17 protein-coding genes are annotated in these 19,157 nt (G+C 63.6%); 5 read left to right on the forward strand and 12 right to left on the reverse strand.

Annotation, left to right across the window (positions count from 1 at the left end; translation table 11 throughout):
• The 3 genes from atpG to ACREP4_RS03265 form a co-directional block, all read left to right on the forward strand.
• The coding region (atpG, locus tag ACREP4_RS03255) for an ATP synthase F1 subunit gamma (RefSeq protein ID WP_431594784.1) at positions 1 to 523 on the forward strand (523 nt) is incomplete at its 5' end.
• A 38-nt stretch (positions 524 to 561) separates the two neighbouring features.
• Complete coding sequence (gene atpD, locus ACREP4_RS03260; protein WP_431594785.1) at positions 562 to 1,968, forward strand: F0F1 ATP synthase subunit beta; 1,407 nt, start codon at positions 562 to 564, stop codon at positions 1,966 to 1,968.
• A 125-nt stretch (positions 1,969 to 2,093) separates the two neighbouring features.
• Positions 2,094 to 2,519, forward strand: coding sequence for a F0F1 ATP synthase subunit epsilon (locus tag ACREP4_RS03265; protein ID WP_269789997.1), 426 nt, complete (start codon positions 2,094 to 2,096; stop codon positions 2,517 to 2,519).
• A gap of 206 nt (positions 2,520 to 2,725) precedes the next feature.
• Here ACREP4_RS03265 and ACREP4_RS03270 read toward each other — a convergent pair whose 3' ends face one another.
• The gene (locus tag ACREP4_RS03270; RefSeq protein ID WP_431594786.1) at positions 2,726 to 3,109 is read right to left on the reverse strand and encodes a GtrA family protein; all 384 of its coding nucleotides are present in this window, start codon (positions 3,107 to 3,109) and stop codon (positions 2,726 to 2,728) included.
• Positions 3,110 to 3,194: 85 nt separating this feature from the next.
• Between ACREP4_RS03270 and glmU the strand changes: the two genes are divergently transcribed.
• Together glmU and ACREP4_RS03280 are read left to right on the forward strand one after the other, a co-directional pair.
• Positions 3,195 to 4,562: a bifunctional UDP-N-acetylglucosamine diphosphorylase/glucosamine-1-phosphate N-acetyltransferase GlmU gene (gene glmU, locus ACREP4_RS03275; RefSeq protein ID WP_431594787.1), complete on the forward strand. Its 1,368-nt coding sequence runs from the start codon at positions 3,195 to 3,197 to the stop codon at positions 4,560 to 4,562.
• Positions 4,531 to 5,064: a GNAT family N-acetyltransferase gene (locus tag ACREP4_RS03280; protein WP_431594788.1), complete on the forward strand. Its 534-nt coding sequence runs from the start codon at positions 4,531 to 4,533 to the stop codon at positions 5,062 to 5,064. The genes glmU and ACREP4_RS03280 overlap by 32 nt, the downstream gene beginning before the upstream one ends.
• Before the next feature lie 143 nt (positions 5,065 to 5,207).
• Here the strand turns inward: ACREP4_RS03280 and ACREP4_RS03285 are convergent, their stop codons facing one another.
• The 11 genes from ACREP4_RS03285 to ACREP4_RS03335 all read right to left on the reverse strand — a co-directional run bounded on the left by ACREP4_RS03285 (position 5,208) and on the right by ACREP4_RS03335 (position 19,146).
• The gene (locus ACREP4_RS03285; RefSeq protein WP_431594789.1) at positions 5,208 to 6,560 is read right to left on the reverse strand and encodes a sensor histidine kinase; all 1,353 of its coding nucleotides are present in this window, start codon (positions 6,558 to 6,560) and stop codon (positions 5,208 to 5,210) included.
• Between the two features lie 10 nt (positions 6,561 to 6,570).
• The gene (locus ACREP4_RS03290) at positions 6,571 to 7,914 is read right to left on the reverse strand and encodes a sigma-54-dependent transcriptional regulator (RefSeq protein ID WP_431594790.1); all 1,344 of its coding nucleotides are present in this window, start codon (positions 7,912 to 7,914) and stop codon (positions 6,571 to 6,573) included.
• Between the two features lie 54 nt (positions 7,915 to 7,968).
• The gene (locus tag ACREP4_RS03295) at positions 7,969 to 9,192 is read right to left on the reverse strand and encodes an ABC transporter permease (protein WP_431594791.1); all 1,224 of its coding nucleotides are present in this window, start codon (positions 9,190 to 9,192) and stop codon (positions 7,969 to 7,971) included.
• Between the two features lie 13 nt (positions 9,193 to 9,205).
• Entirely contained in the window at positions 9,206 to 10,537 is a 1,332-nt protein-coding gene (locus tag ACREP4_RS03300; protein ID WP_431594792.1) for an ABC transporter permease, read from the reverse strand.
• Positions 10,534 to 11,028, reverse strand: a complete 495-nt coding sequence (locus ACREP4_RS03305) for a nuclear transport factor 2 family protein (RefSeq protein WP_431594793.1) — start codon at positions 11,026 to 11,028, stop codon at positions 10,534 to 10,536. Before ACREP4_RS03305 ends, ACREP4_RS03300 begins: the two co-directional genes overlap by 4 nt.
• Positions 11,029 to 11,066: 38 nt before the next feature.
• Positions 11,067 to 12,290, reverse strand: a complete 1,224-nt coding sequence (locus ACREP4_RS03310; protein ID WP_431595303.1) for an ABC transporter permease — start codon at positions 12,288 to 12,290, stop codon at positions 11,067 to 11,069.
• A gap of 301 nt (positions 12,291 to 12,591) precedes the next feature.
• Entirely contained in the window at positions 12,592 to 13,905 is a 1,314-nt protein-coding gene (locus ACREP4_RS03315) for an ABC transporter permease (RefSeq protein WP_431594794.1), read from the reverse strand.
• 23 nt (positions 13,906 to 13,928) lie between these two features.
• Positions 13,929 to 15,152, reverse strand: coding sequence for an ABC transporter permease (locus ACREP4_RS03320; protein ID WP_431594795.1), 1,224 nt, complete (start codon positions 15,150 to 15,152; stop codon positions 13,929 to 13,931).
• A 124-nt stretch (positions 15,153 to 15,276) separates the two neighbouring features.
• Positions 15,277 to 16,581: an ABC transporter permease gene (locus tag ACREP4_RS03325; protein ID WP_431594796.1), complete on the reverse strand. Its 1,305-nt coding sequence runs from the start codon at positions 16,579 to 16,581 to the stop codon at positions 15,277 to 15,279.
• 17 nt (positions 16,582 to 16,598) lie between these two features.
• Positions 16,599 to 17,816, reverse strand: a complete 1,218-nt coding sequence (locus ACREP4_RS03330; protein WP_431594797.1) for an ABC transporter permease — start codon at positions 17,814 to 17,816, stop codon at positions 16,599 to 16,601.
• A gap of 4 nt (positions 17,817 to 17,820) precedes the next feature.
• Positions 17,821 to 19,146 carry an ABC transporter permease gene (locus ACREP4_RS03335; protein ID WP_431595304.1) on the reverse strand — a complete coding sequence of 442 codons (1,326 nt, stop codon included), beginning with the start codon at positions 19,144 to 19,146 and terminating at the stop codon, positions 17,821 to 17,823.
• Positions 19,147 to 19,157 lie beyond the last annotated feature (11 nt).

The following is a 19,157-nucleotide window of genomic DNA, read 5'->3' on the forward strand; positions in this document are numbered from 1 at the left end:
CGACATGGTGACCGTGGGCCAGAAGGCCAGCGTGTTCTTCCGTCGCGTCAACGTGAACATGGTCGGCAGCGTCACCCACATCGGTGACAACCCGCAGCTGGAAACGTTGATCGGCGTGATCAAGGTCATGCTTGATGCCTACACCGAAGGCAAGGTCGACCGCGTGTATCTGGTCTACAACCGCTTCATCAACACGATGACGCAGAAGGCCAGCTTCGATCAGCTGCTGCCGTTGCCGGCCAGCGAAACGCAGGTGGCTTCGCACGACTGGGATTACCTGTACGAACCCGATGCCGCGACCGTGCTCGAGCACGTGATCACGCGTTACATCGAGTCGCTGGTGTACCAGGCCGTGCTGGAGAACGTTGCTTCCGAGCATGCGGCACGCATGGTGGCGATGAAGGCGGCGAGCGACAACGCGAACAAGCTGATCGGAACCCTGCAGTTGGTCTACAACAAGGCCCGCCAGGCAGCGATCACCCAGGAAATTTCCGAAATCGTCAGCGGCGCGGCAGCAGTCTGATCGCGTTCGTTCAAAGCACACATTTAGAGGATGCAGCAATGAGTCAGGGCAAGATCGTTCAGATCATCGGCGCGGTCGTCGACATCGAGTTTCCGCGCAGTGACGTGCCGCGCGTGTACGACGCGTTGCACGTGGAAGGCACCGAAATCACGCTGGAAGTGCAGCAGCAGCTCGGTGACGGCATCGTCCGCGCGATTGCGCTGGGCTCCACCGACGGCCTGAAGCGTGGCCTGGTCGCCAACAACACCGGTCGCGGCATCTCCGTGCCGGTCGGCGCAGGCACCCTGGGCCGCATCATGGACGTGCTGGGTCGCCCGATCGACGAAGCCGGCCCGGTTGCCGCTTCGGACACGTGGGAAATCCACCGTGCTGCTCCGTCGTACGAAGACCAGTCTTCCTCCACCGAGCTGCTGGAAACCGGCATCAAGGTGATCGACCTGATGTGCCCGTTCGCCAAGGGCGGCAAGGTCGGCCTGTTCGGCGGCGCCGGCGTCGGCAAGACCGTCAACATGATGGAGCTGATCAACAACATCGCCAAGGCGCACAGCGGTCTGTCCGTGTTCGCCGGCGTGGGTGAGCGTACCCGTGAGGGCAACGACTTCTACCACGAGATGAAGGACTCCAACGTCCTGGACAAGGTCGCGATGGTGTACGGCCAGATGAACGAGCCGCCGGGCAACCGTCTGCGCGTCGCCCTGACCGGCCTGACCATGGCGGAATACTTCCGCGACGAGAAGGACGCCAGCGGCAAGGGCAAGGACGTGCTGCTGTTCGTGGACAACATCTACCGCTACACGCTGGCCGGTACCGAAGTGTCGGCACTGCTCGGCCGTATGCCGTCGGCCGTGGGTTACCAGCCGACCCTGGCTGAGGAAATGGGCGTCCTGCAGGAGCGCATCACCTCGACCAAGACCGGCTCGATCACCTCCATCCAGGCCGTGTACGTGCCCGCCGATGACTTGACCGATCCGTCGCCGGCCACCACGTTCGCCCACTTGGATTCGACCGTGACCCTGTCGCGTTCGATCGCCTCGCTGGGTATCTACCCGGCTGTGGATCCGCTGGATTCGACCTCGCGTCAGATGGACCCGCAGGTCATCGGCACCGAGCATTACGAAACCGCGCAGCGCGTCCAGCAGACCTTGCAGAAGTACAAGGAACTGAAGGACATCATCGCCATCCTGGGCATGGACGAACTGTCCGAAGAAGACAAGCAGGCCGTGACCCGCGCCCGCAAGATCGAGCGGTTCTTCAGCCAGCCGTTCCACGTGGCCGAAGTGTTCACCGGCTCGCCGGGCAAGTACGTGTCGCTGAAGGACACCATCCGTGGCTTCAAGGCCATCGTCGATGGCGAGTACGACCACCTGCCGGAGCAGGCGTTCTACATGGTCGGCAGCATCGAAGAAGCGGTCGAAAAGGCCAAGAAGATGGCCGAAAAGGCCTAAGGAAGATTGGAGCGGGAACTGGGAACAGGGAGCCGGGAATGCAGTGCTCCCTGCTCTGACGGAACCGTGTAGTGACGTCCATTCCCCGTTTCCGTATCCCCATTCCCGCTTTTGAGAAATGAACCATGACTAGCACCATCCGTTGCGACATCGTCAGTGCCGAGCAGCAGATCTTCAGCGGCGAAGCGACCCTGGTCGTGGCTACCGGTGAGCTGGGCGAACTGGGCATCGCGCCCAAGCACGCACCGCTGATCACCCGCTTGAAGCCGGGCAAGGTGGTGGTAACCACCGCTGCGGGCGAGCACCTGGATTTCGCCATTTCCGGCGGCATCCTGGAAGTTCAGCCGCAGGTCGTGACCGTGCTGGCCGACACCGCCATCCGCGCCACCGACATCGACGAAGCGGCTGTCCGCAAGGCCAAGGAAGAAGCCGAGCGCGTGCTCGCCAACCGTGGCGAAGCCATGGAACTGGCCGAAGCACAGCAGCGCCTGGCCGAAGTCACCGCGCAGCTGCAAGCGCTGGAGCGGCTGCGTCGCACCCTCAAGCACTGAGGTTGCAAACAGTGCACGCAGAAACGCCGGCCATGTGCCGGCGTTTTTGTTTGTGTGATTTAGGCGAGAGGCGATCTGCTATCGCCCAGGGGTTCGGCGCTGGTCTCACGTTGAGTTTTGGCGGCGGTGCTCAGTGAAGTGCGGCCATGGTTGTGTTGCGACAGAGCCTTGTGAGCGTACGTAGGCCAGTTCCGCGCAGGAGAAACTCAGCGAAATACCAGATGTCGCAGCAAGAAGAACGACATGACGGCCAACATGCCTTCGACCAGCGGTTTGGCCAGCCACGCATAGTGGAGCCCTACCGAGTGAGCGATCCACGTGATCAGCCAAGTGCTAAGCAAGGTCATCGCCAACCACCAGGCAACGAAGCGGAGCAGGCGCTTCCAGCCGTGCCTTTGCTCGCCGTCCTGAGCAAACGTGTAGCGGCCGTTTAGCCAGAAGCCAAGGCTTGCACCGCAGATGCGGCCAAGCAGATTGCCGGGGGCGATCGGCAGTCCTGCTGCGGTGCTGGTGACGAGCACCGCCCAATCCAGCAGCAGTTGCAGCAAGCCGACGGCGAGGTACTGGCTCCCTTGGCGAAACAGCGTCATCAGTGCTCACGTCATGTATGCAGACCTGCAATGCTACGGCTGTCAGGCTTAGAATCCGACCATCAATTCCCGGAAGTCGTTGTCCATGAACCAGCCCCTACACGTAATCATCCTCGCCGCTGGCGCGGGCAAGCGCATGAAGTCGGCGCTGCCGAAGGTGCTGCAGCCCATCGCGGGGCAGCCGATGTTGGCGCATGTGATCGCGGTGGCTCGGCAGTTGCAGCCGGCGGGGATCCATCTGGTGTATGGGCACGGTGGTGAGGCGGTGCGGGCGGCGTTTGCCGAGCAGCAGGACCTGACCTGGGCCGAACAGAAGGAACAGTTGGGCACCGGTCATGCGGTGCAGCAGGCGATGCCGGATGTGCCCGATACGGCGCAGGTGCTGGTGCTGTATGGCGATGTGCCGTTGATGCGTGCCGACACGCTGAAGGCATTGCTGCAGGATGCGCCGCGCCTGGGCGTGCTGGTGGCAGAGCTGGACAATCCCAACGGCTATGGGCGCATCGTGCGCGATGCCGAGGGCAGGGTGGCGGCCATCGTCGAGCAGAAGGATGCCAACGATGAACAGCTGCGCATCCGCACGATCAACACCGGCATCATCACTGCCGAATCGACGGCGCTGCGGCGCTGGTTGGGCTCGCTGTCCAATGCCAATGCGCAGGGCGAGTACTACCTGACCGATGTGTTCGCTTCCGCTGCAGCCGAGTACACGCCGGCCGAGCTGGTGTATGTGGCCGATGCACAGGAAGCCGAAGGTGCCAATGATCCGTGGCAGCTGTCGCAGCTGGAACGCGCCTGGCAACTGCGTGCAGCCAAAGCCCTGTGCGAGCAGGGCGCGCGCTTGCTGGATCCGTCGCGCTTCGATCAGCGCGGCACGGTGCAGGTGGGCCGCGATGTGCAGATTGATGCCAACGTGGTGCTGGAAGGTCACGTCGAGTTGGGCGACGGTGTTCGCATTGGTCCGTTCGTACGCTTGAAGGACGTCACGTTGGGCGCTGGTACGGACGTGCGAGCGCATTGTGATCTGGAAGGTGTGATCGCCGAAGGTGCGGCGCACATCGGCCCGTTCGCACGCTTGCGCCAGGGCACGGTGTTGGCCGACGGCGTGCATGTGGGCAACTTCGTGGAGACCAAGAAGGTCAGCTTGGGCAAGGGCAGCAAGGCCAACCACCTGACCTACCTGGGTGATGCGGTGATTGGCAGCGGCACCAACATCGGCGCCGGCACCATCACCTGCAACTACGATGGCGTGAACAAGTTCCAGACCGTCATTGGCGACAAGGTGTTCGTAGGCTCCAACAGCTCGCTGGTGGCACCGGTGACGCTGGAAGATGGCGCGACCATTGCGGCGGGATCGGTGATCACCCGCACCGCGCCGTCCGGCAAGCTCACCGTGGCGCGTAGCCGCCAGCAGACGATTGATGGCTGGGTCCGGCCCATCAAAAAAGGCTGAGCCGCGCCTGGCAAGGCGGGAGGAGCTGGCGCTGCTGCCGATCATCGAGCAGCGGGCCGGCGAACGTCTGCAGGGCCATCCTGCGGACGCGGTGTTCGCTGCTTCACCGACACCCATCGCTGCGTTTGAGCAGGGCATGCTGCAGCAGTCGTTGTGGGTGACTGAAAGTGATGCCGGCGACGTTGTCGGCTATCTGTTGGCGGGCGTGCTGGAAGACGATTTCCATGTTCAACAGATGGATGTGCTGCCGGAACATGGCGGTAAAGGTCATGGGCGAGCGCTGCTGCGATATGCATTGCGGCAGGCGGTCGAGCGCGGACATCGCCGTGCGGTGTTGACGACGTTGAAAGATGCACCGTGGAACGCAGGCTTCTATGCGAGCGAAGGTTTTCGTGTGTGGCCGCGCGAGGCGTGGAGTGCCGGCATGCGCCGGGTGATGGCGGAAGAGGCGTCGGCGGGCTTTCCGATGGCGTTGCGCGTGGCGATGCTGCGCGAGCTTTGAAAGAGCCTGTAGTGCCGAGCCAGGCTCGGCAGGCGTTGTCGGTGAGGCCATGGCGTGGCCGGCATTTCAGAAGAGCAAAGCTGCCCTCACCCCAACCCCTCTCCCGTAAACGAGAGAGGGGCATTGAGTCGCGGCGAATGTTCTCAATCGTGCGGCAGCAGGATGGCGACGCAGAGCCCGCCTTCGTTGCGGTTCTGCAGCGAGATGCGGCCGCCGTGGGCTTCGATGATTTCGCGGGTCAATGCCAGACCCAGGCCGGTGCCGTTGCGCTTGGTGGAATAGAACGGCATCAGCGCGTTCTGCAGCACGGCCTCGTTCATGCCGCTGCCGCGATCCAATACTTCGATACGCAGCCAATGCGGTAGACGCGCGACACGCAGTTCGACGGCGTCGTCCGGGGCGCCGTTGTCGCCGCCGGCTTCGTGTGCGTTTTTGAGCAGGTTCAACAGGGCTTGCGAGAACTGTGCCTGGTCGATGCGGCTGCTCAGTTCTTCCGGCGGCGGTTCCATGCGGAAGGGAATCTGCTGCTGCAGGCCATGCAGGAAGTTGCGCCAGACCACGGTCTGCAGCTGCGGTTGTGGCAGCTTTGCGAAGCGTGCGTAGCCGCGAATGAAGCCTTCCAGATGACGGGCACGTTCTTCGACGGTGGCGAAGATGTCTTCCAGACGATCAAACCGATTGCGACGCACCAGCTCGGCGCCGGAGTGTGCCAACGACGCAATCGGTGCCAGCGAATTGTTCAACTCGTGGCTGATCACACGGATGACTTTCTTCCAGGTCTGCACTTCCTGCCGGCGCAGTTCGGCGGTGAGCAGGCGCAGCAACAACAGCTCGTGCGGGCGGCCGTTGAGATGGAAATTGCGGCGCGACAGGTGATATATCTGCTCGTCTTCGTCGTCGCCTTCCTCTGCGTCGGGCTCGCGCACGGCGAACAGGCTGTCGCCACCGCGCGCGATGGCGTTGCGCAGCTCGATCGGCATGTTTTCCAGCAGTTCCTGCACGCGTTTGCCTTCCAGCTTCCAGCCGCCGTGCAGCAATTTTCGTGCCGCCGTGTTGGAGAACGCCACGCGCTGGATGCCGTCGCCTCCATCGGTGAGCAGCAGCATCGCTACCGGCGTGTTCTGCACCATGGTGTCCAGCAGCAGTTCGCGTTGCACCAGTGACTGGCGTTGTTCGCGCAGCACTTCGCCGAGTTCGGCGTGGGCTTTGACCAGCTGTGCGAACTCATCGTTGCTGCTCCAATGCACGCCGAAGTTGTACTCGCCATCGCGGTAGCTGCTGGTGGTGCCGGACAGGGCGCGCAGCAAGGAACGGATGGGTGAAGTTGCGCGATGCAGTGCGTACCACATCAATGCCAGCAGGATGACGGCGGAGGCGGCCACCACGGTCCAGCCGTGGTCCATCCAGTACGCGAGCATCCACGGCAAAGCGGCCGCCAGGGCCAGTACCGGCAGCAGGCGCAGGAACAGGCTGAAGGTGAAGGAACGTATTTTCACCGGGACGTTCTCATTCGCGCGGGATGCCGTGACGGTCCATGCGGCGGTACAGCGCCTGCCGGCTCAAGCCCAGTTCGGCCGCTGCCTGGGCGATGACGCCGCCGGCATGTTCCAGTGCAGCCATGATCCGGGCGCGGTCCGGTTCTTCGGCGCCTTGCGTGACTGGCCGCGAGGGCGCACGCGGCAGGTTGAGGTCAGCGACTTCCAGACGTGGCCCCTGCGCGAGCAGGCTGGCGCGCTGGATCACATTGCGCAGCTCGCGCACGTTGCCTGGCCAGTTGTGCCGCTGCAGCGCCTGCGCGGCTTGTGGCGACAAGGCCTTGCCACCGTCGCCGAGGAAGTGGCGGGCCAGCGGCAGGATGTCTTCGCGACGTTCGGCCAGCGCCGGCAATGCCAGCTCCACGGTGTTGAGGCGGTAATACAGGTCTTCGCGGAAGCTGCCGTCGCGGATCATCGCGGGCAGGTCGGCATTGGTGGCGCTGACCACGCGCACTTTCACCTGACGCTCGCGATTGGAACCCAGCCGTTCAAAGCGGCCGGTTTCCAGCACGCGCAACAGTTTCATCTGGCCGGTGAGCGAGAGGTTGCCGATTTCGTCCAGGAACAAGGTGCCGCCGTCGGCCGCTTCAAACTTGCCTTCGCGCGCCTTGTTGGCGCCGGTATAGGCGCCGGCTTCCGCACCAAACAACTCGGCCTCGATCAACTCGGAGGGAATGGCGCCGCAGTTGAGCGCCACGAACGGGCCTTTGCGATTGGCCGAGTTGGCCTGGATGATTTCGGCGATCTTTTCCTTGCCGGCGCCATTGGGCCCGGTGATCAGCACCGGCAATTCCGAACGTGCCACCTGGCAGGCCAGTGCGATCACGCGCTCGCTGGCGGGATCGGCGAACACCAGCGAACGCAGGTCGTAGCGCTCGTGCAGGCTTTCGCGCTGGGCCAGTTCACGTTGCCGGCGGCGGGCGAGTTCGCGGCGGGTTTCGGCCAGTTCCATCAGGTTGTTGACGGTGGTCAGCAGGCGCTTGTCGTCCCACGGTTTGGCCAGGTAATCGGCGGCGCCGGCCTTGACCAGCTCCACCGCGCTGTCCAGATGCGTCCACGCGGTGAGCAGGATCACCGGCAGATCCGGGTGCGCGTCGCGGATGCGGCGGAACAGCGCTTGGCCTTCTTCGCCGGAGGTGGTGTCGGCGGTGAAGTTCATGTCCTGCAGGACCAGGTCGAACTCCTGCTCGGCCAGCATCGCCAGGCCCTGCTCGGGCGAGGTGGCGTGGCGGGTCTCGATGTCGTGCAGGGAGAACAACACGTCCAACGCGGTGGCCACGGCGGTGTTGTCGTCGATGATCAGAATCTGCGGCATCAGGGGTCGTAGGAAGCGGTGGGTGGCGGCCGTTGTGACGGCGAAGTCAGCACATTACACGCTGCGGGCGGCGCTGGCAGGTGGCAGCCGTGCGGCACGGCGCGCAGGCAGGAGCACCGCCAACTGGCCCAGCAGCACCAGCAGCAGTGCTGCGACGGGGAGATACGCCAGCGGCAGACGCGGCAATTCGTAATGCTGCATCAGCCATTGGTTGATCAATACCGCCAGCAGCAGCCCGACGAACAGTCCCGCGCCGCTGAGCAGCAGGTTCTCGGCCAGGAAGTGACGCAGGATCTGCCCGCGGGTGGCGCCCAGTGCCCGTCGAATGCCGATCTGGCGCGTGCGTTGCTGGATCCAATAGCCGCTCAGGCTGGCGATGCCGATAAGTGTGATGGTGGCGACCACGGCGTTGACCGTGACCAACAACCACACCGCCGCGCGGCGGGTGCGCAGGCCATCTGCACGCAGTTGTTCGTAGTCCGCGACGACCGGCGCGAAGCCCTTGGCCATCTGCCCGGCAAAGCTGGTTTGAAGCACGCCGGGAACGGCCTTGAGTACCGCATCGCGTTGGGTTGCATCGGCACGGATCACGAAGCTGAGCATCGGCAGACCGGCCGCACGGTGCGGTAGCAGAATGGCGTACTCGGCCTTGCCGTCGTCCAGCTCGGCCAGTTGATAGCGCATCAAGTGCGCCACCACGCCGACCACCACGTAATGGCCGTTGCCATCGCCGGCAGTGAGCGCTTGGCCGACCGGGTTGTGATCGCCGAACAGCGTGCGCGCCAACGACTCGGTGAGGATGACCGGCGTGGTTGCGCTGTTGTCACCATCACCCAATTGCAGGTCGCTGTATTCGTTGTCGAGGAAATCGCGGCCACGGCTGAGTTGCAGGCCCAGCGTGTCGATGAGCTTGTCGCCGATGAAGCCGCTGACCAGCACGGTGGGGCCGTCGGCCGACTTGATGTCGTACACCATGGTCAGCGTCTGCCGCATCGGTGCGCCCACTACTGCCGAAGCACGCTTCACGCCGGGAATGGCGGCCAGCGCGTCGGCACCGGCGCGGGCCTGCGATGCCGACCAGTTGCCGCCGCCACTGACCAGTTGGTCAACGATGATGACTTCATTGCGGGCGATGCCGTCGTCGGTCAGCAGTGGGCCAGCCTGCTGCACGAGCAGGAACAGCGTGTTGCAGAGGATGGCGCAGGCCACGGCAATCTGCAGGACGATCAGCCACGGCATCATCGGCTGGCGCCGCAACGGAGAAATGAGATGGTTCATGCGACGGCTCCGTTCATAGCGTTTTGACCTGCAGCGCAGGCTCCTGGCGCGCGGCGCGGATGGCCGGCAGCAGGCCAACCAACACGCCAGTAAGCAAGGCCAACAGCAACAGCACGGCGAACAGGCTGGGACTGAGCCGCGCCAGCGGTGCATACGACTCGCCTTGTTGCCGTATCAACCACAACCCGGCCAGGGTGAGCGGTAGCGCCATCAGCCCGCCAAACAGGCCCGCAAGCGTGGATTCCACCATGCACGCCGCGATGATGGCCTGACGTGGTGCACCCAGGACGCGGCGCACGCCGTACTCACTGGAGCGGCGCAGAAAGCGTGCGGCGAGCAGGCCGGCCACGTTGACCAGGCACAACACCAACAAGCTGATGGCCAGCCACAGGTTCAGGCGCACGCTGTCCGGCACGACGCGGTTGTGATGCAGCCATTGCGGCATCGACAACAGCTGCGTGGACGCCGGGCGCGCGAACACGCCAGCCGCGTGGCGGTCGGTGGCGAAGGCCTGCAGGCTTTGCGCGTAGCTGCGTTGTTGCGACGCATCTTCCAACTCGGCCCACAACACCAGCCAGCGGCACTGCTCGACGTTGACCTGATCGAAGCGGAAACCACCAAAGCCAGTGCCGTCGCAGACGCGGGTACTGCTGATTTCAATGCCGGACGCCAGTGCGGCTTCGGCCGGTACGAACACTTCATCACCATCACCGCGCCACCCTGCGTCGTTGGAAGGCAGGAAGTGTGGTCGCGGTCGCGGCGCCCAGCGCTCGCTGATGCCGATGACGCGGAAGCTGTGATTGCCCAGGCGTACTTCGCCGCCGGTGCCGTCTTCGCGGCCGAGCAGGCGTTCGCTCAAGGCGCGGCTGATGACCACCACCGGTACGCGCGAGGCTTCTTCCTCCGGTGTCCAGAAACGCCCGTGACGCAGCGGCACGCCGAACATCGGCAGCATCGGGCCGAGTGCCATCGCCGCCGAAACATGCTTCTGTTTGCTGCCGTCGGTGTTGCTGACGGTCACCGGCGCGGTGACCAGCGCTACTTGGCGGATGTCCGGGCGCAGCTGCTGCATGGCGCGTGCATCGGACAGTTTCCACAGCGGTGGAATGGGCGAGCCGTCGCCATAACTGTCGGTCTCGCCGCTCTTGGCGGCGGCGCGGGAATCGGCCCAGGCGATGTGCAGTTTGTGACTGATGCCGGGCAGCGGATCAGCGCCCAGCACCGAAAGCAGGGTCAGCATGGTCATCACCGAGGCCAGCCCGAGACCGAGCGTCAGTACCACCAATGCCATCGTGCGTGGATGGCGGAGACAGCCGCGCAGGCCGGTTTCCAACGTGTAATTCAATGGTTCGCCTCCTGGGTATTGGCACGGTGTGCGTAGCTCATCACGCGGGTGATCTGCCAGTGGCCATCCTGCAGGCGCCAGAGAATGGTGAAATCGGCCAGACCATCGCATGCGTGGGTTTTGCTGTCGCAGAAGCGGTGCTGCCCGCGGCTGAGTGCGCCGAAATCCTTGATCTCAAATACTTCAAGTGAACCGGGAATCAGTTCGCGGGTGAAGTTGCCACAGACATGCTTGCGGGTGTTGGCCAGCATGGCGTCGCGGGTCCAGGTGACGCTGCCGGTGTCGTGGTAGAACTCCACCGCCGGATCAAAATAGCCCGCGTGTTTCTGCAGCTGTGCCGGATCGGTGCAGCGGTTGAAGCTGTCGAATACCTGGAAGTCCAACGCGGCGATGGTGTCCTGCAGCGAAGGCGTCATCGGCTCGTCAGCCATCGCCGGTGATGCGGACAATGGTGCCAAGGCGAACAGCAGGACGAGCAGTGCTTTGTTCATGGGAACGGTCCGATCAGAAGGCGAGGGGAGGCGATAGGTCATGCGCTGCGCGTCGCGACAGCCGGAGGAATGGCGGCCGCACGACGTGCCGGGCCGAACACGGCGATCTGCCCCAGAATCCAAAGCAATACGGCGCTGGCTGGCAGATAGCTCAGTGGCAGGCGCGGCAGTTCGTAGCGGCTCATCAACAGCATGTTCAAGCTGTAGGCGAGCAGCAGGCCGAGCACGATGCCGGCGCTGCTGAGAATGAAATTCTCCAGCTGGAAGTAGCGCAGGATGTGCCGTTGCGTGGCGCCCAGCGCACGACGGATGCCGATTTGTTTGGTGCGTTGCTGCACCCAGAAACTGGCCAGGCCGATGATGCCGAACGCGGTCACCGCCAGCAGTGCCACACACACGGCGAGCAGCAGCCAGATCACCGCCCGGTCGCGGCGATGGAAGCTGGTGCGCATCTGTTCCAGCGTGTCCTTCTGCTCGATGATGCGGTTGGGATCGGTGCGGTTGAGCGCGGCCACGGCGGCGGTGAGTACGGCATCGCGTTGGTCGGTTGTGGTGCGCAATGCATAGGCGCCATTGGATACGCGGATCGGAAACACCATCGAGTGATAGCGATTGGCGAAGGTGCCTTGTTCGCCGGGCGCCATCAGGTCGCTGATGACGCCGACCACCGGCGAGGGCGGCTGATCTTCGCCCCAGACGTAAACATGTTTGCCGATGGCGCTTTGATCCGGGAACAGCGTCTGGGCCAATGATCTGCTCAGGAGGATCGCAGGAACCGACGGGCCGATCTTGTTGGGATCGAACGCGCTGTTCTCCAGATACTCATCGGCATTGAAGGCGCGTCCTTCGATGACCTGCATGCCGAAAGTCTGCAGCAACTGGCCGTCGTCCATGTAGAGCGTGGCATGCACGCTCGGCCGGATCTGGCTCAGATCGAGCCGAACGTCCGAGCCCCAGACATTGCTGCCATACGGGATCTGGTTGACGCTGCTGGCGGCCTTCACGCCGGGCAGGGCGGAAAGCGCCCGGAGGTCCTGTTTGCGCAGCGCATCCATGTTGACGTCGGGCAGCAGGCTGCTGGTTGCCAGATAGACCAGCTCGTCATTGGCGACGCCGCTGTCGAGCTGCAGCTCGGCGATGCGGTTGCTGATGATGAACACCGCATTGCAGATGATGGCGCAGCTCAATGCGATCTCAAGCACGATCAGCAACGCGGCGGTCTTGTGCCGCAACAGCGTGACGAGAATGGGGCGGATGTCGATGGTCGTTCTCCTTGGACCGTTGGGCTGCAGCGCTGCGCCTACTGCTCAGAAGCCAGATACAGATGCGTACGAACGCGTGATTCGGCGCTTAGCGGTTATGCGAGGAAACAGTGGGGAGGAACCAGCAACCGCAGCGGTTGCAGCTTGGCTCTGCGTCCGCGGGTTGGTGGTTCCTCTCCGTTGGTTCCTGTGGGTCAGCGGAAGCGGGCGAGGGCTGGGGAGTCGTGCTGTTGGTGCATGCGCCTGGGTCAGCTCGAACTCCAGCATTTCCGTACCGCCATTCCTGATCACGTTCCCCACCTCACTGACTTTTGAGCTGCAATGCAGGCGGAATGCGCATCGCACGCCAGGCCGGCAACAGGCCGGAAAGCAGGCTGACCAGCAAGGCCAGGGCAAACGTGAGCCACAGCGTGGTGAGATCCAGGTGTGCCAGGCGCGCGTACTCGTCCGGTTGCTGACGAATCAGCCACAAGCCGATGGCGGCGAAGCCCAAGCCGAGCACGCCGCCGAGCAGACCGATGGTGCCGGCCTCGACCAGACATTGTTTGAAGATGTCCCTGCGCGATGCGCCCAGCGAACGGCGCACGCCAATCTCGCCACTGCGGCGCAGGAACTTGGCCAACAACAGGCTCACGGTGTTGATCATGCACACCAGCAGGAAGCCGAACGCCAGCCACATCTGCAGGCGCACATCGTTGGGCACGATGCGGTTGAAATCCAGCCAGTCCATCACGCTGCGCAGACGCACGTTGTTGGGGCGTTCGAAGCGTCCGCTGCTACGCTGCGCATCGGAGTAATCGGCCAGGTACTTCAGATAGTCGACGGCCTTCTGCGGTGTATCCAGCTCCACCCAATACTGCAGCCAGGCGCAGGGTGCATTGAGGCCGTAGTTGCCTTCGGTTTCGTCATTGCTGTTGCCCCAGCAGCTCACACTGCCCTGCGTGTCCAGGCGCAGGTCGCGCGAGCTGGAGAACGGCAGGAATACCTGCTCAACCGCGCCATAGCGCTGGTTGCTCAAGTCATAGAAACGTGGGGCTGGCTTCCAGTCTGCCGACACACCGACGACCCGGAAGGTGCCTTGCGGCAAGCGCAGTTCCCGGCCGACAGCCTCTTCCGTGCCAAACAGCCTGGAAGCCAGCGTGCGATGGATGACGGCCACGCGCGCGCGTTCGTCATCGTCCTTGTTGCTCCATGCGGTGCCGCTGAGCAGCGGCACATCAAACATGGGGAAGAAATCGGCCGAGGTGTAGCGGGCTGATACGCGGAACGGTTGCGCGATGTTTCCACCGGGTTGCAACGTCACCGAGCCGCCGCTCATCACCGCTTGCCGGTCGCCGCGCTTCTGCCGCAGCAGTTCCTCGGCGTCGTAGCGGCTCATCTGTTTCAGCGGCTCCCTGTCCAGCGTGGCGTCCTTGCCGAGGCTGCGCGGCTCCAACTGCGGGTAGAACAACTGCGCGCTCTTGTGCGGAATGGGATCGCCCGAGAGCACGAAGTACAGGGCCAGCGTGGTCATCGTCGCGCCGATGCCGACCGCGATGGTCAGCACCATCAAGGTGGTCAGTACCTTGTTGCGGGCGAAGCTGCGCAGTGCCAGTTGCAGGTAGTAGCCGAACATGAGTCCCCTTTGTTCGTCCGTGATCAGGTGCTGCGGGTGGCAACGGCCGGTGGAATGGCGGCGGCCTTGCGGGCCGGGCCGAACACGGCGACTTGTCCCAGTATCCACAGCAGCACCGCGCCAACCGGCAGGTAGAGCAGCGGCAGACGCGGCAACTCATAGCGGCCCATCAGCCACTGGTTGAGCAGGTAGGCCAGCAGCATGCCGACCACGATGCCAATGCCGGCCAGCAGGAAGTTTTCGGTCTGGAAATAGCGCAGGATCTGGCTGCGGGTGGCGCCAAGTGCACGACGGATGCCGATCTGCTTGGTGCGCTGCTGCACCCAGAAGCTGGCCAGGCCGATGATGCCCAGTGCGGTCACCAGCAACAGCAGGCCGCTGATGATGATCAACAGGCCGATCATGTCGCGGTCGTTGGCGAAGTACTTGGCGCGCTTCTCTTCGATGGTGAGCTTGCTCCACACCAGGCGATTGGGATCGTTCTTTTCCAGTGCCGCCAGCGCCTGCTTCATCACCTCGTCGCGACGGCTCGGATCGGCAACGCGGATGATGTAGCGCCCGCCGTTGGAGAAGTTCATCCGGATCGGGAACATCAGCGTGTAGGTTCGGTTGTTGTTCTGCATGTTCGGGCGCAGCAGGGTCTGTGCGACGCCGACAACCGTCACCGGGATGTTGGCCATATACAGAGTCTTGCCGATGGCGTCGCCGTCCGGGAACAGCTGTTTGGCCATCGCTTCGGACAGGATCGTCGAGGTGCGCAGGGTGCTGAGGTCTTCCACCTTTTCCAGCACGTCGTTGCTCTGGTACTCGTCGGCGTTGAAGTCGCGGCCTGCGATCAGCTTGATGCCCAAGGTCTTCAGCGCGTTCTCGCCAATCTGGTACTGGGCGCCGTTGACTGACTGCGCGTCCGGGTCGGGGCTGACGGACAGCGAGGTGTTCCAAGAGCCGCCCTGATAAGGCAGCTGGTTGACGATGGTGACGTTCTCGACGCCGGGGATGGCCCGCAGCGATGCGATGTCCTCGACGGTACGCGCATCGCCATCGACCTGCTTGCCGATGCCGCTCAAGCCGATCTCCATCAGGTTCATGTCATCGATGCCGCTGGCAAGGTTCATGGTCTCGATGCGCTGGGACACAATGAACAAGGCGTTGCAGATGATGGCGCAGCTCAGGGCGATTTCCAGCACGATCAATGCGGCAGCTGTTTTGTGCCGTGTCAGTGTGGAAAGAATCGGGCGGATATCCATTGTGGTTCTCCGTGGAGCCTGGGAGTGAAATAGAAGAGTGAGGAGTGGGAGAGCAACAGCGTTGAAAGCGGAAGCCTCTCTCCAGTCCTCCCTTGCGCGATACGCAAGGGAGGACGCAGTGGTTTTATTGGCTCTTGAGCTGCAATGCGGGTGCGACCTGCATCGCACGCCATGCAGGCAATGCACCGGCCAACAGGCTGGCGACGATGGCCATGACGAAGGTCAGCAGCAGCATCGAACCGTCCAGATGGGCGAGTTCGGCATAGCTGGCCGGGCGCTGGCGTACTGCCCACAGGCCGAGCAGTGCGAACACCAGACCGAGCAGGCCGCCGGCCAGGCCGATGGTGCCCGCCTCTACCAGGCATTGCTTGAAGATCTCCCGACGGCTGGCACCCAGTGCGCGGCGCACGCCGATTTCGCCACTGCGGCGCAGGAACTTGGCCAGCAGCAGGCCAATGGTGTTGACCAGGCACACCAGCAGGAAGCCGAACGCCAGCCACATCTGCAGGCGCACGTCGCCCGGCACTACGTTGCTGAATTCCATCCACTCCATCACGTCACGCAGGCGGGTGTTGGCAGGGCGCTCGAAACGGCCGGCGGCGCGCTGCTGTTCGGAGTAGTTGTCCAGGTAGGCCTTGAAATCACCGGCCTTGCTGGGCGACTCCAGTTCCACCCAGTACTGGATCCAGGCACAGGGAACGTTGAGTGCCTGTGCATCGCTGACGATCTCGCGACCGAAGCAGTTCATGTTGCCGTTGCGGTCCAGCTTCAGGTCGATGAAGGTGCTGAACGGCAGGATCACGTCTTCGTCGCCGTCATAACGGTCGGTGGTGATGTCGTAGAACTTGGGCTTGGGTGCCCATTCGTTGAGCACACCGACGATGCGCAGTGCATGGCCTTCCACCAGCACATCCTTGCCGACGCTGTTTTCGCCCTTGAACAGTTTTTCGTTGAGCACCTTGGTGATTACGGCCACACGGCCACGGCCTTCATCCTCGCGGGCGCTCCAGCCCTGGCCGTACAGGAAGGGCGGCTCGAACATCGGGAAGAAGTCCGCCGAGGTGTAGCGCATCTGGATACTGAAGGGCTTGAGTGCATCCACACGCGGATCAACGATTCCGCCACCGCCGGTCATCATCGCCTGCCTGGGGGCCTTCTTCTGGCGCAGCAGTTCTTCGGCATCGAAGCGGGTCATCTGCGTCTCGGGTTCTTCGCCGGCCTTGTAGCCTTCGCGCATGCCCGGGTCCAGCTGTACGTAGAACAGCTTTTCGCTCTTGTGCGGGATGGGGTTGCCGGACAGCACCTTGAACACGGTCAACGTGGTCATGGACGCGCCGATGCCCAGGGCGATGGCGAGCACCATCAGTGCGGTGAGGACCTTGTTGCGGCCAAAACTGCGTAAGGCAAGTTTGAAGTAGTAGCTGAACATGAGCGTTCCTTGGCGGGTCAGGCGCTGCGTGTGGCGACGATGGGTGGGATGGCGGCGGCGCGGAGTGCGGGGCCGATGACCGCCGCTTGGCCGAGCAACCACAACAGGACGGCGCCAACTGGCAGGTAGTACAGCGGCAGCCGTGGGATCTCGAAGTAATGCATCAACAGTTGATTGCCGGCGTAGGCCAGCAACATGCCGATGGCGATACCGATGCTGGTCAACAGGAAGTTCTCGGTCTGGAAGTAGCCGACGATCTGCCGCCGCGTCGCACCCAGTGCACGGCGGATGCCGATCTGCTTGGTGCGCTGCTGCACCCAGAAACTGGCCAGGCCGATGATGCCCAGTGCGGTGACCAGCAACATGGTCACGCACACGCCAAGCAGCAGCCGGGTCATGGCGCGGTCCTGGCGGAAGTAGGTGTCGCGCAGCTGCTGCAGCGGCATGCTGTAGTCGCCGGCAAGGATGGCTTCGGGCGTTACTTTGGGTGCGGCGGCAATAGCGTCACGGAGGATGCCGGGCAGGTCTGCCGGGTTGGCGCGCAGTACGTAGGTGCCGCTCTGCGCGTTGGTGGTGACCGGCACGATCACCGACCACTGCGCACCGGCGATGCCGTTCTCGCTGCGGCCCGGATCAGGGCGCGAGAAGCTCGCCAGGACGCCGGCCACGGCGTAGTGGTAACTGCCCATCCAGAACGACTTGCCCAGTGCGGATTCACCCGGCCACAGGTGTTCGGCGAACGCCTGGGTGATCCATACCTGTGCGTTCTCCGGCAGGTAGTTCTCGATCGGCTGGTAGTCGGCCGCCTCGAACATGCGGCCCTGCACCGGCTTGAGCTGCAGCGTGGCGACGGCGTCGGCATCGAGCGTGTAGAAGTGCGGCACGCCGCCGTGATGCTTGCCTTCGGCATCCAGCGTGATGCCGAAGGTGCCCGCACGCTGGCCGAACGGCACGGCGTTGGCGACCCCTGCGGCCTGCACACCGGCCTGGCCGCGCAGCTGCTGCAGCCAGCGGCTGTTGAGGTCGACCGCGTTGCAGCTGTCGCAGTCATTGAGAGTGATGGTGGCGATGGCGGTTTCGTCGACGCCGCTGTCCATGCGCATCAGTTCCATGCGCGAGGCGGCCAGGAACAGGGCGTTGCACAGCACGGCGCAGGCCAGTGCGATTTCCAGCACGATCAGCGAGGCGGCAACGCGGTGGCGCGAGAGCGTGCTGAGGATGGGCTTGATATCCATATCCTTACAGGGCCTTGATCTGGAGGGCAGGATCGATGCGGCTGGCGCGCAGCGCCGGCAACATGCCCGCAGCAACGGTGGTCATCACCGACACCGCAAAAGTGATGGCCAGCATCTGCATGTCCAGCTGCATCATGTCGGCGTAGGCCAGGGGCTGCTGGCGCACGCTCCACAGGCCGAACAGAGTCAGCAGCAAGCCACCGAATCCACCGGCAAGACCGACCAGTGCGGCCTCGACCAGACATTGCTGAAACACCATCGTGCGAGTGGCGCCCAATGCACGCAGTACGCCGATCTCTCCGGTGCGACGCAGGAACTTGGCCAACAACAGGCCGACCGTGTTGAACAGGCAGATGCCGAGGAAGGCCAGTGCCATCCACGCCTGCAGGCGCACGTCACGCGGCACCACGCCGTTGTAATCCATCCATTCCATCAGGCTGCGCACGCGCGTCAGCTCCGGTTGGCTGATACGGCCGAGCTGGTGCTGCTGCTGTGCGTAACCGTCCACGAACTGGCGGTATGCAGCGACCTTGGTCGCATCGTCCAGCTGCACCCACAACTGCAGCCATACGCAATCGGAGTTCTCCAGATGCCCTGGATTGCTGGGCAGGTTCCAGCAGGTGAATTGCTGGAAGTTGCCGGCATTGAGCTGCAGGCCGGTGAAGAACGGCACCATCACGTCTTCGATGCGGGTGTAGTAATCGGCGGTGTCGCCCTGTGCAAAGCGGCCGCCAGCCACCGTGTAGAAGCGCGGCGACGGACGCCACGGCTTGAGCACGCCGACGATGCGTACTTCGCCATCGCGGATGCGCAGCATCTGACCAGTGCTGTCCTTGCCACCGAACAGACGCTGATTCAAATCCCACGAGATCACCGCGACCCGCGCGCGGCGTTCATCGTCGTCCTGCGACCAGCCCGCACCAAACGCCATCGGCACCTGGAACATCGGGAAGAAATCGGCCGTGGTCGACAGCATCGTCGCGATGCTTGGCGGCTCGCTGCTGCTGGAAGCGGACAGCTTGACGCTGCTGTCCACCACCAGCGCCTTGCGGTCGGCCGGGCCATCGCGCCACAGGTCCACGGCGGAGGTGTAGTCGAGCATGTCCATCGGTTCCTTGCGTGCACTTTCACCGCGCGGCGAAGCATCCAGCTGCGGGTAGAAAATGTGCTCGCTGCGGCCGGGCAGGGGATCGCCCGAGAGCAGGTGCATCACCGTGAGCGTGGTCATCGATGCACCGATGCCCATGGCGATGGACAGCACCATCAACGCAGTCAGCACCGGTGTACGGCGAAGACTGCGCAGGCCTTGCTGCAGGTAGTAAGGGAACAAGGACATGCGAG

The organism is Stenotrophomonas sp. (genome assembly GCF_050737575.1).
Classification (GTDB): Bacteria; Pseudomonadota; Gammaproteobacteria; order Xanthomonadales; family Xanthomonadaceae; genus Stenotrophomonas.